The organism is Staphylococcus sp. GDY8P67P (assembly GCF_017892545.1).
Lineage (GTDB): Bacteria > Bacillota > Bacilli > Staphylococcales > Staphylococcaceae > Staphylococcus > Staphylococcus ureilyticus.
This window is the reverse complement of the sequence record NZ_JAESLH010000012.1, coordinates 42,036-57,934: the sequence shown is the minus strand read 5'-3', so window position 1 is coordinate 57,934 and position 15,899 is coordinate 42,036. Positions and strand designations below refer to the sequence as shown.

At 30.3% G+C, this 15,899-nt stretch carries 11 protein-coding genes and 1 pseudogene; 7 read left to right on the top strand and 5 right to left on the bottom strand.

Features of this window, described 5'->3' with window-relative positions; all coding sequences use genetic code 11:
- The first annotated feature begins 17 nt into the window (after positions 1-17).
- A pseudogene (gene rihC, locus KA833_RS04870) lies at positions 18-926 on the top strand (ribonucleoside hydrolase RihC).
- Positions 927-1,316: 390 nt separating this feature from the next.
- On the opposite strand, the gene KA833_RS04865 reads toward rihC, so the two are convergent.
- Positions 1,317-2,495 (bottom strand): serine hydrolase domain-containing protein, encoded by a 1,179-nt coding sequence (locus tag KA833_RS04865; protein ID WP_046207906.1) that lies wholly within the window; start codon positions 2,493-2,495, stop codon positions 1,317-1,319.
- 18 nt (positions 2,496-2,513) lie between these two features.
- Positions 2,514-4,172: a phospho-sugar mutase gene (locus tag KA833_RS04860; RefSeq protein ID WP_210128064.1), complete on the bottom strand. Its 1,659-nt coding sequence runs from the start codon at positions 4,170-4,172 to the stop codon at positions 2,514-2,516.
- A gap of 456 nt (positions 4,173-4,628) precedes the next feature.
- On the opposite strand from KA833_RS04860, the gene KA833_RS04855 reads away from it, so the two are divergent.
- From KA833_RS04855 to KA833_RS04840, 4 genes are all read left to right on the top strand, one after another.
- On the top strand, positions 4,629-5,930 hold the full coding sequence (locus KA833_RS04855) for an LCP family protein (RefSeq protein WP_046207908.1): 1,302 nt from the start codon (positions 4,629-4,631) through the stop codon (positions 5,928-5,930).
- Positions 5,931-5,952: 22 nt separating this feature from the next.
- Positions 5,953-6,423: a DUF2538 family protein gene (locus KA833_RS04850; protein ID WP_019468155.1), complete on the top strand. Its 471-nt coding sequence runs from the start codon at positions 5,953-5,955 to the stop codon at positions 6,421-6,423.
- Positions 6,424-6,501: 78 nt separating this feature from the next.
- Entirely contained in the window at positions 6,502-6,924 is a 423-nt protein-coding gene (locus KA833_RS04845; protein ID WP_046207909.1) for a GNAT family N-acetyltransferase, read from the top strand.
- 236 nt (positions 6,925-7,160) lie between these two features.
- Positions 7,161-11,360, top strand: a complete 4,200-nt coding sequence (locus KA833_RS04840) for a GW dipeptide domain-containing protein (protein WP_210139532.1) — start codon at positions 7,161-7,163, stop codon at positions 11,358-11,360.
- Positions 11,361-11,673: 313 nt separating this feature from the next.
- Here the strand turns inward: KA833_RS04840 and KA833_RS04835 are convergent, their stop codons facing one another.
- Positions 11,674-12,096, bottom strand: a complete 423-nt coding sequence (locus KA833_RS04835) for a MarR family transcriptional regulator (protein WP_046207911.1) — start codon at positions 12,094-12,096, stop codon at positions 11,674-11,676.
- 202 nt (positions 12,097-12,298) lie between these two features.
- Here KA833_RS04835 and KA833_RS04830 point away from each other — a divergent pair, with 202 nt between their 5' ends.
- Together KA833_RS04830 and KA833_RS04825 are read left to right on the top strand one after the other, a co-directional pair.
- Complete coding sequence (locus KA833_RS04830) at positions 12,299-13,303, top strand: acyltransferase family protein (protein ID WP_064209410.1); 1,005 nt, start codon at positions 12,299-12,301, stop codon at positions 13,301-13,303.
- 120 nt (positions 13,304-13,423) lie between these two features.
- Complete coding sequence (locus tag KA833_RS04825) at positions 13,424-14,584, top strand: aminotransferase class I/II-fold pyridoxal phosphate-dependent enzyme (protein WP_070038056.1); 1,161 nt, start codon at positions 13,424-13,426, stop codon at positions 14,582-14,584.
- A gap of 402 nt (positions 14,585-14,986) precedes the next feature.
- Here KA833_RS04825 and KA833_RS04820 read toward each other — a convergent pair whose 3' ends face one another.
- The gene (locus KA833_RS04820; RefSeq protein WP_064209412.1) at positions 14,987-15,424 is read right to left on the bottom strand and encodes a MarR family winged helix-turn-helix transcriptional regulator; all 438 of its coding nucleotides are present in this window, start codon (positions 15,422-15,424) and stop codon (positions 14,987-14,989) included.
- A gap of 241 nt (positions 15,425-15,665) precedes the next feature.
- Entirely contained in the window at positions 15,666-15,857 is a 192-nt protein-coding gene (locus KA833_RS04815; protein ID WP_046208092.1) for a hypothetical protein, read from the bottom strand.
- Between the last annotated feature and the right edge of the window lie 42 nt (positions 15,858-15,899).

Below are 15,899 nucleotides of genomic sequence, written 5' to 3'. Positions count from 1 at the left end.
AGGAGGATTAGATAATTATGAAACAACCAATTATTATTGATACAGACCCAGGTATTGATGATGCAGCAGCGATTAGCTTTGCTTTAAACCATCCAGAATTTGATTTGAAAATGATTTCTACAGTCAATGGTAATGTTGGAATCGAAAAAACAACTGCTAATGCATTAAAAATCAAACGTTTCTTTAATAGCGATGTACCTGTACATAGAGGTGCTTCACAACCACTTTTATCAGCTATTGTAGATGCAAGTGAAGTACATGGTGAATCGGGAATGGAAGGATATACTTTCCCAGAAATCAATGAAAGTGATCTCGATTCTACTCATGCTGTTGAGGCCATGCGAGATGTTTTACTCAAAAGCGAAACGCCTATCACGCTTATTCCTATTGGCCCACTAACGAATATTGCATAATTATTAATGACTTATCCTGAAGTGAAAGCATACATTAAAGAAATTGTATTAATGGGTGGCTCAGCATCTCGAGGTAATGTAACACCATTAGCTGAATTTAATATTTATTGTGATCCTGAAGCTGCTCAAATCGTATTTAATTCTGGACTACCTATAACTATGATAGGATTAGATGTTGCTAGAAGTTCTAGTTTGACGCATGAAACAATAAATGAACTAAAATCAATCAACGAGACTGGTAAGATGTTGCATCAGTTATTCAAACATTATAGAGGAGACGATTTTGAAAAAGGTATTAATGTATACGATGCTTATACATTGCTTTATCTACTGCATCCAGAACACTTTGTTGTACGAGAAGCTGATGTGCAAATTGAAACAGATGGCAAATTAACCAAGGGTGCTTCAGTAGTTGACTTCAAATCTCAATTTCCTAATACAACCGTAGTAATGTCAGTACAAGCAAATATCTTTAAGCAGATGTTTATCGATGCTTTAAAGTATTGTAAGTAAAATTTTAATACACAAATCGCTTGACTCATCTTTTATTATTTACAATTTTTGATCATATGTATGAACTCAGATTCGTAATTAATCATATCTACGACAATCCAGTCTGCATCTTACAAAACAAAAAAGTATTTATTTTGCAGAAAAACTAACACACCTTTTCTAAGGAAATCCATGGACAAACTAATTTAGCGAGATATATCATGCATGTATTTATCTCTAATTAACATTACCGTATAAAAAGCATGCATTTTGCGAAACATGAACTATAATTTGTCCTCAAAACATAAACAACTTATTATAAAAGAAAAACCGTCAATTTCTATCGTGGTTTGATAGAAATTGACGGTTATGTTTTAATCAGTGATATTAAACACCTATCACTATTCCCTTTCAATACAACTGTTTTACTCTATTATAATGACCATCTTGATGTAATAACTTAAAGTAAATATGTTTCATTTTATATTCATTATTCATTTTGCCGTTGTCATAATTCGTTGCTAGTACAATAACATAATTATCATTAAAATATACTGTGAATATATTGCCGAAAAAAATGCCATTAATTCTATTTTTATCAGCAAAAGAATAAAAACCATATCGGTATGGTCTAGGATATTGTGTAGTCAAACTTTCATGAATAAAAGGCATGGTCGTTGTTTCGTCAAAAATTCTATTGTCTTGTAAATTTAATACCACTTTCCCCATATCATAAGGAGACATGTAAAGGTTACCTGCCCCATCATATTGATTTAATATATTAGGTTTTTGACGAATACGTCTTCCAGTTAATTTATCATTTTTATAACCAACAGCCATATATTTTTGAAAATTTAAATTACTATAACGTGCCGTATATTCTAAATTATATGGTTTCACTAATCTTTCATTTAAATTCTGCATATAAGACTTATGTGTCACCGTCTCTATTACTTTCGATAATATTAAATAATTAGCATCGTTATATTGATATTTATTATATTCTAAAGGGTTGATACCTCTCTGTTGTATTGCATGTGTTGCATCATTTAAATCTTTAAATTTTGGATTAGCTTTATATTTATATAACCCACTTTGATGTAACATTAGTTGCTTAATCGAAAGTGGATAAATTGAATCAAACCATTCTAAATAATGCTTTACTGGCGTCATCATATGAATCTCGTCTTCAATTTCTAATTGTTTTAACATGATACCTGTCAAAAATTTTTGTGCTGAGCCAATTAAAAACATCGTATTAGCATTATTTTCTTCACTCTTTTCAAAATCTTGATAACCATAGCCTTTATTCAATTTAAGTTTACCTTTTTCAAAAAGCGCAATGGTACCATTAAAATGAGTTTGTTCCAAATATTCATCTATTTTATTAATTTGTGGATGTTTGTGATCAACGACTGTTTTTAACTTTTTTTGTTTCTTAGATGATTGTTTTTCATTTTCCTTGGTTGAAATCTTTGAAGGACTAATATAATCTTTCATTTGTTTATAGTGTCTATAACCAGTAAAACTTAAAACCAAAAATATGAAAATGATTAAAACAATGATTATTTTATATTTGTTGACTTTCATGTTGTTGCCTCTTTGTTGTTATTTTATATGATTGATATATTCCTCTTTAAATTGATTTGTTAAAGCATCAATATCTTCTATATTTAATGAGAAATACAACTTGATTTTAGGTTCAGTACCAGAAGGTCTCAATGCAATGAAACCTTCATCAAAAATAAAGCGAATTAAATTGGTTTCAGGTAATGATAATGCCTCAGTACTACCCTCTCTTAAATTTTTAATGGTACCTAATTGGTAATCCTCAACTTGTGTTACTTCAAGACCACAAATCGTTGAAACATCTTTATTTCTAAATTGATCCATTATTTTAGTGATTTTTTCAATGCCTTCTGCGCCTTCAAATGTCGGTGATAGAGTTTTATCTTTATATGCACCGATATGCGCATAAATATCTTCTATTGTATCTTTAAATGTCATTCCGTTATTCGCTAATAAATTTTTATATTTGATTAATAAAGGAACCATTTGTATTGCATCTTTGTCTCTTGAAAATGGCTTTGCTAAATAGCCATGGCTTTCTTCAAAAGCAATTAGTAATTGCTTATCTTGATGAGCACTTTCTGTTTCCAATAAATTTGAAATGTATTTAAATCCTGTTAATACATTATTCACTTCTACATCTAATGCTAAGGCTAATCTTTCCGCAAGTTCACTTGTGACTATAGATTTAATCATGTATAGTTGCTTACCTTCTTCTACTAAATCTTGGAATCTTAATTTAGTAAGCAAAATACCAATTTCATTTCCATTAAAATATCTGTACGTTTGGTCATTATAACGTTCAATTATACCCAATCTATCAGCATCAGGATCAGTCGCTATAATTAATTGTGCATCTGTATCGTTTGCGAGCTTAATACCGCGTTCAAAAACAGCCTCATCTTCAGGATTAGCTATCGCTACAGTTGGAAAATTACCATCTGGGGTTGACTGTTCTTTTTCAATAACAAAGTTATCATAGTTTAATTCTGATAATATATCAGAAGCCAAAGGTAAACTCGTACCATGTAAACTCGTAAGTACGACTTTAGCTTGTTTCTCAGGAATATCCCCTACTAAATCTTTCACTTCATTTTTATAAGCTTCAGTGACTTCATTTGACATATATGTGATTTTATTATCTTCGAGTAATAAATTAAAATCATCTCTATCAATCTGTAGTGGATGCTCAATAGCGTTAATATATTGACTTAAATGTTCTGATTCATCGGGTAATAATTGTCCACCGTTTTGATCGTATATTTTAATCCCATTATAGTTTTTGGGATTATGACTAGCAGTAATCATCACACCTGCACTTGTTTTTAAATATCTCACCGCAAATGATAATTCAGGTGTGGATTTGTAATTTTCTGATAAAATCGTAGTAATATTATTTTGAGCTAAAACAGACGCCATTTCTTCTGAAAATGCTTTCGATAACAATCTTGTGTCAAAATGGATTACGATGGATGGATTATCAAATTTTGCTTTCAAATATTGCGATAAACCCAATGCAACTTTGCGGACTGTAAATGCATTCAATCGACCCGGTCCTAAACCGAAAGTACTACGTATTCCAGCAGTCCCAAATGTTAGGTTTCCGCTAAACCCTTCTTCTATTTCTTTTTCTGTTTGTGCTTCATAAAATTTTTTTACTAAACTTTCATCTAATTTATCCAACCATTCTGATTTCATGGTTATATCCTCCTTGAAACTTCAATATATTAACAATTTATTCATACGGTATTATCTTTGATTTAATTTAATAAATACCAAAAATCGCTATGACTTTAAAATCTCTGCTTAAAAACTTGCTGAAGTAAAAATATTAATATTATCAATCATTGATAACATTTAACATATGCTAATTATATCGTAAGTTTATAAATAAATCATTTTAGCCATGTCGTTTTTCTTAATAATTATTTCTTTTATTTTCATTAAGAATATTTTAATGGTCAACTGTACGCCAATTTATAATTCAAACTTTAGTAGGATAAATTCTTAGTTGATATTTTTTAATGTTAGTTATAAAATTATAAGTTATAGTACAAATTTCTCTTTACAATAATTTAATGAAATAATCAAAAACTTAACATTAGATCAATATTGTAATATATACAAAATCACATACGATGGGGAGCTTCATACATGAATAAATTTTTAAAATACCTTTTAATATTTCTATCTTTAATTCTTGTAGTTGTTCCAGTTATATTTGCCGTTTTATTACTTAAATCGTCACAAGGTGCATTTGAGCATTCATTGAATACGAGCGATACTTCTAGAGAATCAAGTATTCGTGAATCTAAAGTAAACCCGTCTAAAGATCCAATCTCTATTTTATTTTTAGGTATCGATGATAATAGTGGTCGTGAAAAGAATGGGCAAAGTGCTGAACAATCAAGAACTGATGCAATGATATTATCTACTTTTAACGCAGATAAAGAACAAATTCGAATGTTAAGTATCCCACGCGATACAATCAGTTACATTCCAGAAGTCGGCTATTATGATAAAATTACACACGCACATGCATACAACGGCCCTACAGCTTCTATGGATTCAGTAGAAGCTACATTAAATGTGCCCGTTGATTATTATGTAAGAATTAACATGGAAGCATTCGTGGATGCCGTTGATGAACTCGGTGGCATTGAATACGATGTTCCATATAATATTTCTGAACCAAATACAAACGATACAGGAAAAATAAAAGTGAAAAAAGGTCACCAAAAACTAAATGGAGATGAAGCTTTAGCAGTCGCTAGAACACGTCATCAAGATTCAGATTTAAAACGTGGCCAAAGACAGATGGATTTAATTAAAAAGCTATTTATTAAAGCTCAAAAAGCAGATTCATTCAGTAAATTAGATGATGTAATTGAAATAGTAGGTAAAAACGCGAAGCATAATTTAAGTTACAAAGAAGTAAAAGCACTAGCTACATCTTACTTAAAAGATGATGTTAAAATTAAAAGTAAACAGCTAGAAGGTCAAGATGATTATTTAAATGGTGTTTATTACTATAATCCTAATATTAAAAATATACAAGATACTGCAAATCTTTTGCGCAGCGATTTAAATTTACCTAAAATTAAAGATACAGACGATTTCTTAAATAAACGTGTCATCGACTTTTATGGTACACTCGTACCACAAACAGAAATTGATAGTAGTTTATTACGTAAAAATCAAAAAGATAGCTCTGAGGAAGATGAAGACGATTCAAATTCACAATCGGAACAAAATAATTCAAATTCACAAGATCCAAATTCTACAAATGAAAATCAACAAAATAATATGAATCAAACAGATAATAACCAAACGACAGAGCAACCGAACGATTCAAATCAACAATCTGATTACAACCAACAAATAGATCCTAACCAACAGCAGCAGGATCCAAATCAACAACAAAACACACAAGAATTACAAACAAATCTATATTAAGCTGTAGAGAGGAGATCGCGACATGTCACGAAAAACATATGAAAAATTAGCGAATATAAACGGTATGTTTAACGTTTTAGAACAACAATTAATCCATAGTAAGGATATGGCACTTTTTAGAAATGAATTTTTCTATGTTAATCACGCACATCGTGAAAACTATGAAGCTTTACGAATCTACTACAAGGATAGTGAAACCAACCCTGTTGTAGACGGTGCATGTTATATCGTAGCACTACCCGAAATTTTTGATAAAGTTGATGTTTTTGAATCAGAACTGCCTTTTTCTTGGGTTTATGACCAAAATGGTATAACGGAAACAATGAAAGAACTTAGTGTACCACTACAATATTTAATTGCAGCAGCCCTTGAAGTAACAGACGTCAATTTATTTAGGCCGTCAGGTTTTACTATGGGGATGAACAATTGGAATATTGCACAAATGAGAATTTTTTGGCAATATACTGCATTAGTACGTCAAGAAGCTCAATAATACATTAAATAACTACCCTATTACATTATAAATGTGATAGGGTAGTTTTATTATATTCAAAAGAAATGAGGTTTTATCATGTTCGAAGTGGTTACTACATCTAAAATGTTGGATGATGCATACGAAATTAGAAAAGCAGTTTTTGTTCATGAACAAGGAGTCCCGCTTGAAAATGAAATAGATCAATTTGAATCTACCGCTACTCATGTCATAGGTTATGATGAACTACACTCCCCTTTTGCAACTGGAAGGTTTAGACCCTATCAAAATGGAGCAAAAATTGAGCGCGTAGCAATTTTACCAACACATAGAAAATCAGGTCATGGCAAAGCTTTAATGCTTTTTATTGAAACAGTAGCAAAAGAACAAGGGTATAATATGTTAACGCTTAATGCCCAATGCCATGCACAACGCTTTTATGAATCTTTAGGTTATAAAGCTTCAGGTGATATTTTCTTAGAAGAAAATATTGAACATATTTTAATGAATAAAACAATTTGAACTAAATAATTTAATAAAGTTGCAGTTAATGTACATCTTTATTATGTAATATTCCAAAGAGTGTAATATTTTAATATATTTAAAATTAGGCGTATTTCCGCCTTTTCTTAAATTATTTCTACTTTTTTAGTGTCTTAATAAGATTAATTTTATATTACAAATCTATGAAATCAATTCAATTAAACTATCTTCGTATTATAATGGTATTAAATATTAATAATAAAAGGGGCAGTTAAATGACTAATAAAAAGTTGAATTATAAGGTACCTTCAATAGTTGCATTGACGTTAGCTGGTACAGCTTTGACAACCCATTATGCACATGCAGCTGATAATACACAAGATCAGAAATCAAATAAAAATGTGTTGAATGATGAAAATACCTTAAAGCAAAGCGAAGAAATAAAATCTGAAGTTAGTAATCCAACGACAAATATTTCAGGGACACAAACATACAATGATCCAAGTCAAGTGCATGAACTCAAGTCAGATGAACCTGAAAATTATGATGCACAATTAGACGAACTAAACAAAGACACATCAAGTCAAAATACATATTCTACACAAAATCAAGAAAATCAAAATAATTCTGACAGCAATAAAAATACAGATGCCCAAGCAGTAAATAATGATGTTTCTATTAGTACTGATGTGAAAACCGACAGCACTAACGTAGCAGATCAGAATGATGATAACGCTAATGTCGCTCAAGATGATGATGCTTCTAATGTTGCTGACTCTGAGGTCACTTCTGACGAATCAACTTCTGATTCTGCAAACGATAACAGTACGGCTTCCAACACTAATGAAAGTAAAGACGACAGCACTAACGTAGCAGATCAGAATGATGATAACGCTAATGTTGCTCAAGATGATAATGCTTCTGATGTTGCTGACTCTGAGGTCGCTTCTGATGAATCAATTTCTGATTCTGCAAACGATAATAGTACTACTTCCAACACTAATGAAAGTAAAGACGACAGTACTAACGTAGCAGATCAGAATGATGATAACGCTAATGTCTCTCAAAATGATAATGCTTCTGATGTTGCTGACTCTGAGGTCGCTTCTGATGAATCAACTTCTGATTCTGCAAACGATAATAGTACGGCTTCCAACACTAATGAAAGTAAAGACGACAGCACTAACGTAGCAGATCAGAATGATGATAACGCTAATGTCTCTCAAGATGATGATGATTCTAATGTTGCTGACTCTGAGGTCGCTTCTGATGAATCAACTTCTGATTCTGCAAACGATAATAGTACGGCTTCCAACACTAATGAAAGTAAAGACGACAGTACTAACGTAGCAGATCAGAATGATGATAACGCTAATGTCTCTCAAGATGATGATGCTTCTGATGTTGCTGACTCTGAGGTAACTTCTGGTGAGACAACTACAACAACTCAATCTGACAATGAAGCTCAAACTGAAAAAGTGAATACTTTAGATTCAGATATAAATACGTCACCAAAAACAGTTCAAGTCTATAAAAGTGAGGCAACACCAAAATTAAGAATGGCTAGATCAGTTAGTACACCAACTATAGCTACAAGATCAGCTGTCAGTACTAAATCTACATCTAAAAGTTCATTACCTAAATATACGCCAAAAGTAAATTCGTCAATAAATAATTATATTCGTAAAAATAACTTCAAAGCACCTAACTATGAACAAGATATCGCAAGTTATTTACCAAAATATCAGTATCGTTATGGTAAACCTGAAGGTATCGTTATGCATGATACTGCAAACGATAATTCAACAATAACTGGTGAAATAAATTACATGAAAAATAATTATAATAGCGCATTTGTACATGCTTATGTAGATGGTAATCGTATTATTGAAACAGCTAATACAGATTATTTAGCATGGGGTGCTGGTCCAGCTGCAAACGAACGCTTTATTCATGTAGAATTAGTCCATACTCATGACTATGATTCATTTGCTCGTTCTATCAATAACTATGCAGACTATGCAGCTACAAACCTACAATATTATGGACTTGCTCCTGATAGCGCTGAGTATGATGGTGTTGGGACTGTTTGGACGCATAAAGCTGTAAGTAATTATTTAGGTGGATCAGATCATATCGATCCACATGGTTATTTAGCTAATCATAATTATAGTTATGATGAACTTTATGATTTAATTTATGAAAAATATTTAATTAAAACAGGTAAAGCTGCCGCTTGGGGTTCTACGTCATCTGGAAGTACAAGTGGAAGCAAAAATGAGTCAAGTGGTTCTACTACAAAACCGTCTACTAATACTGGTAAATTAACAGTATCAACGAACAACGGTGTTGGGCGCATAAACACAAATAATGATGGATTATATACCACTGTTTATGATCAAAATGGTAGAAAAACAAGTAAAACGAATCAAACGTTAAAAGTTACAAAATCGGCGACTTTAGGAAACAAAAACTTTTACTTAGTTTCTGATTATAATAAAGGTAATTTAATTGGATGGGTACATCAAAGTGATGTAAGTTATAACTCTGCTAAGCCAGTTGCTAAAAATAATCAATCTTATAAAATCAAACCTGGTGAAGTGATTTATACTGTACCTTGGGGCACTAGTTCTCAGAAAGCAGGCACAGTTTCAGGCAGCTCTAGTCAAACATTCAAAGCATCAAAACAGCAGCAAATTGGCAAAACAAATTATATTTATGGCACAGTAAATAATTTATCCGGTTGGGTAAGCTTAAGTAAATTAACTTCAACAAGAAAAACAGCTACCTCCCCTAGTACAAGTAATAATTTAACTGTCAATACGCTTATCAATCAACAAGGTACAGTCGCTAAAACAAATCATGGTGTTTATACATCTGTATATGATCAAAAAGGTATTCAAAAATCATATGTGAATGGTAAAACTTACAAATTAAGTAAAAAAGCTACATTAGGTAAAAATTCATTTTATTTAATTACAGATAACAAAACAAATACTAACCTAGGTTGGATGCAAACAGGTGACATCACTGTTAAAGAAGCAGTTACAAAAGCTACTGCTACTCCTACAACATCTGTTAGTAAAATCGGACAATTAAACACAAATAATTCTGGTATTAAAGCAACTGTTTATGATAAAAAAGGTAAAAATGCTTCTAAATTTGCTGGTCGTACGTATACTGTAACTAAGCAACGTACTCAAGGTAATAACACTTATGTGTTAATCCAAAATACAAAACAAAATACACCAATTGATTGGGTTAATACTAAAGATATAAATACGCGTAACTTAAGCAAAACAAAAGCTAAAAATGGACAATATACTGTAAAAGCTACTAACAATGGCTTATATGCAATTCCATGGGGTACAAAAAATCAGCAATTAGATACCCAAAATAATATTAAAAACAGTAAATTTAACGCATCAAAATCTGTGTTTGTTGATAAAGACGAGTACCTATACGGAAACGTCAATAATAAAACTGGTTGGATTGCAGCTAAAGATTTGAATAAAACTCCAACACAATCAAAAATCACACCACAAAAATTCGACTATGTTATTTACAATGCCAATGGTAACTATTACCTTGATCCTAATGCTACAAAATCAGCTGGATCATTAAAAGGTTTCCATGAAAGCATATTTACTGTTTTTGAAAAACAAATCATTAATGGGGTAACTTGGTATCATGGTAAATTATCGAACGGTAAAATTGTTTGGATAAAAGAAAGCGACTTACGAAAAGAGCTTGTAAAATACTATAAATCTAATCTTACTTTAGATCAGGCAGTAGCGTTACAACATGGTTTGAAATTCAAACCTCAAATTCAACGTACACCTGGAAAATGGGAAGATGCAACAAAAAGTGAGATTAAAAATGCTATGGATAGTAGTAAGCTTGCTAAAGATCCAACTCAAAAATACCAATTCTTACGCTTAGATAAATCACAAAATATTTCTGGTACTGATTTAGATAAACTATTAGTTGGCAAAGGCATATTAGAAGGACAAGGTGAGGCATTTAGTGAAGCTGCTAAAACTTATAACATTAATGAAGTTTATTTAGTTTCTCATGCCCTACTTGAAACTGGAAATGGAACTTCTAAGCTTGCTAATGGTGGTGACGTAGTAAATAATAAAGTTGTCACTAATGGCGCTAAAAAATATTACAATATGTTTGGTATTGGAGCCGTTGATAAAGATCCTGTAAAACAAGGTTTTGCTACCGCTAAAAATAATGGCTGGGATACTGTTAAAAAAGCAATTGTTGGTGGCGCTAAATACATTGCTAATTCATACATTAACCAAGGACAAAATACTTTGTATAAAATGCGTTGGAATCCTGATAATCCAGGCGTTCATCAATATGCAACTGATGTTGCATGGGCATCTCATAATGCTACACGTATTAAAGGTTTCTATGATTCAATGAATAAATTGGGCAAATATTTTGATGTAAACACATATAAATAGCATGAAATCATAATGTGTAAGTTTTAAAACACAAATAAACCTTAGGTGAAAATTCACCTAAGGTTTATTTGTTTATATAGTGCTAACATATTAAGTATCATTATACTAAACAGTTTTGTAAACGTCATAGAAGCTTTTTAAATCTCTGTTATGACATATTGTTCTTTTCCAACATGAAAGCTTTTCCAATCATTGGATAGCTATTTATTGTTTCTATGCATTTTTGGTTCATTTGAACCCTATCATAAATTTGTATCATATCGCTGTGTTACATAATAAAATGATGCTGAAAATTTTAGCCTCCATTTATCATTTACTTGATATAATGATGATGCGTATTTAATTTATTTAATAAATAATTTAGATTTTCAATATCATTTGAAGTTAAATTTTGACACCTTGCTTCTATCAAAGCCACCCTAACTTCGTTAATTTGTTGAACAAGTGCTTTTGTTTTTTCTGTAATCATTAAATCTTTACATCTTAAGTCTTTGTTTGACTGTTTACTAGTTATATAGCCCATTTGACATAATTTTTTGATCCATCTAGACACAATAGACTGTTCTTTATTAATTTTCATTGTTAAATCATATTGTGATAACACATTATAATGATATAAAATCCTTAACATTTCTAACTGTTCTGAAGTTAAATCTGTGCGTTGGCCAAACCTTCTACTGACTAAATTTAAATCATTACTTGTAAGTGTAATTAATTGTTCTAGTTGTTTATACATGTTGTTTCATCTCCACTACTTTAATTAAAATGTTCAATAGCATTTAAATTTATTATTTTATTTTCTAATATTATAATGTTATTCCTCATAATATACAATAATAATCTACAAATCAGTCGGTTTTGTTGCATTTGTCATATGTTTTATAATAAATTAGTAACAGTGATTATAAATTTTACCTGCATATAAAAGGAGCAACCCTATGACACAGTTAAAAGAAAGAGATTATTTCTTCGACAATGCGAGAATGATATTAATTTTTCTTGTTGTATTTGGTCATTTATTACAACCATATACTGAAGAAAGTAAATATCTTTCTTCACTTTATTTAACTATATATAGTTTCCATATGCCCTGTTTTTTATTCATCTCAGGTTATTTTGCTAAAAAAGCAGGCAAAGCTGGTTATCTAGAGAAAGTTTCAAAAAAATTGTTAGTACCTTATTTTATTTTCTTTGGATTTTTCACCTTTTACTATTATTTCACAGGAAAAGAGGACAGTGTTAAATTCGATCCATTTGATCCTGTTTTTGCATTATGGTTTTTACTTACATTATTCTTTTTTCATGTCATATTAGTAATAGTAAAAGACTATAAACCTTATTTTGTATTACCAATATCTATTATTATTTCTTTATTTGCAGGTTACTCAGATAATATTGACAATTATTTAAGTTTTTCAAGAACAATCATGTTCTTCCCTATTTTTTATTTAGGTTATTTATTTACGAGTGAACATACACGTGTGTTAAGAAATAAGAAATTCATACCGGTCGCTGTTAGCATTTTACTCCTTTTTTATATCATTTATACCTTGCATCCTATAAATGCTGATTGGTTATTAGGTGATTCACCTTATATGTCACTGGAAGGTAAACAAGATTTATATAGTCCAATTAAACGTTTGCTATTATACTTTATTATTTTAATTACAATGTTTTCTTTCCTTAATTTAATACCTGAAAAAGAAAGATTTTTCACATACATTGGGCGTCGAACTATGTATGTCTATTTACTACATGGCATTGTAATTGGTATTATACGTGGTTTTAATATTTATCCATTTAAAGACCACATCTCTATACTGACTTATATATATCTACTCTTATTTACTAGTATAATTGTATATGTATTATCAACTAGATTTATATCTAAGTGGACCAATCCAATTATTAACTTGCAATCCCCTTCGAATTTTAAAGATTAAAATAATTTCCAACCGATTTGTAGTTGGTTCAAATATGTTATGATGGTAGTAATTTGATATTTTAAGCTAGTCATACTTATTTAACTACAAATCGGTATTTTTATTTTGAGGTGAAAAACAATGAAGCTATCATTAAACGACAATTCTAAATTTTTAACAGCACCAAGTATTAGGCAATTTTCAAATAAAATTAAAGATATTGATGATTGTATCAATTTAACAATCGGTCAACCAGATTTTCCTATGCCTGATGTCGTAAAAAATGCATATATTACTGCAATAAAAGAAAATCAAACAAAGTATTCTCATAACAAAGGGTTACTTGAAACACGAAATGCAGTCAGTCATTATTTTAAACAGCGCTATGGTTTCCATTATAGCTCTGATGAAATTATTATTACAAATGGCGCTAGTGAAGCGTTAGACACAGCTTTGAGAAGCATTATTAACCCAGGTGATGAAATATTAATCCCCAGCCCTATTTATGCAGGTTATATCCCTTTAATTAAAACACTTGGTGGCGTTCCTGTATATATCGACACTACAAAAACAGATTTCAAAATAACACCTGAAGCAATCAAGCAAAATATATCGTCAAAAACAAAAGCAATTCTTTTAAATTATCCGACAAATCCCACTGGTGTTATTTTGACTTATGATGAAATTCATGCACTTACAGAAATGTTAAAAAATGAAGAGATTTTTATCATTAGTGATGAAATTTATGCAGAAAATACCTTTAATCATCAACACACTTCTTTTGCTGAATTTAAATCCATCCGTGATCAGTTATTGCTCGTCAATGGATTAAGTAAATCTCACTCTGCTACTGGGATTCGCATTGGTTTTCTAATAGGTCCTGAATATTTAATTGAAAAGTTAACATTTATGCATGCCTATAATTGTATATGTGCTAATGTACCTGCTCAAATAGCTTGTATAGCAGCATTAAACGAAGGATTAGATGCACCTCACTATATGAACAAAGCATATATTGAAAGACGAGATTTTTTAATCACAAAACTACAATCTTTAGGATTTAAACTCGACGCTAAACCAGAAGGTGCTTTTTATATCTTCCCAAGTATTGAAAATTTCACAGAAAATGATTTTGATTTTTGCGTTGATGTACTCGAAAAAGCACACGTTGCAATGGTACCAGGTTCTTCATTTACAGACATTGGTAAAGGCCATGTGCGTATTTCTTATGCCTATGAACTCGATGCCTTAAAAGAGGCAATGAGAAGATTAGAACTTTATATAAAAGAACATTATGAATAACGCCTTGTTATTTTGTATTTAAAATTTATTTACCAATGATTACTACGCTAACTTCCATATTCTATGTAGGCAGTCAAAAAACTCAATTGAATATAATCAAAAAATTTTAGTGTGATTAATATCCGACATTCGATTAGTCGGTATAATGATTTAATAAATCGAGAAACTATATCAAATTGTTAATAATAGTAGGATTAATAAAGTGAATTTTTTAATGTGATTATTATGCTGAGGATTATGTGGAAAACTTACTTAGAGATAACTACGCACTTAAGCAGAGGTAATTTTCTTAAAAATATATCTGTTAAGAAGTATGACATAAAAGAGGCTCGTAAATGAATTTCTAAAAATTCATTTACGGGCTTCTTTTATATTACGCTTTATATTTCAAATATGTGCATTTTATTGATAAATATTTTTTTCAGCAAATTTTTTCATTAATTTATAATATATATCTATATCTTCTGAACTCATATTGAACTGAGTTAACACTTCATCTGAAATTTGCTCAAATTTCTCTTTTAACACACTTCCCTTTTGTGTCAATTGTACTTTAACTCTTCGTTCATCCTCTTCTGTTCTCATACGTTCAATTAGTCCTTTTTTTTCGAGTCTCTTAATAATTGGGCTTATTGTACCAGAATCTAAATATAATTGATCGCATAATGTCTTGATAAATACAGGATTTGAGTTTTCAATATATAACATCACTACATAATTTGGAAAGCTAATATCATACTGCTTTAGGTGTTTGTTAAATTTATTTACTATCTCTTTACTAGAAACATAAAACAGAAAACACATATCTTTCATAAGTTCTTTATTTTTATATTGTGTCATTCATTACTCTCCTCTGCCCTTTTTTATTATATTAATAGAAATTTTATTTTTGGTCAAATATAATAACAAAATGTTTAAAAGTTTTAACATTACTAGTATTAGTCAATAGAATATTCTGAAAACTAATTTTATCCAACTTACATGTTTTTCATTTAATTTTTAATAATAAATTTAAAACCTGGATTTTCATTTTATATTCTCATTTTTATCATTGATGAAAATGAATTTTTTAACTTTAGATTCATTCATATAACCAGTCATTATGTATCATTTTGGTAATAAGGTGTATTCGTTCGAACCATGCATTGGTCAATTTGTCACTCAGCATCAAATAATCACTAGACAACTTTAAAACAATAAAAAAACCGTTAATTTCTAAATATTCACTAGAAATTAACGGTTGTCGTTTTAGTTTTAATACCATGACTTTCATTCAAAAGCCTCTATATTTATTGACGCGTTGTTACTAAATATC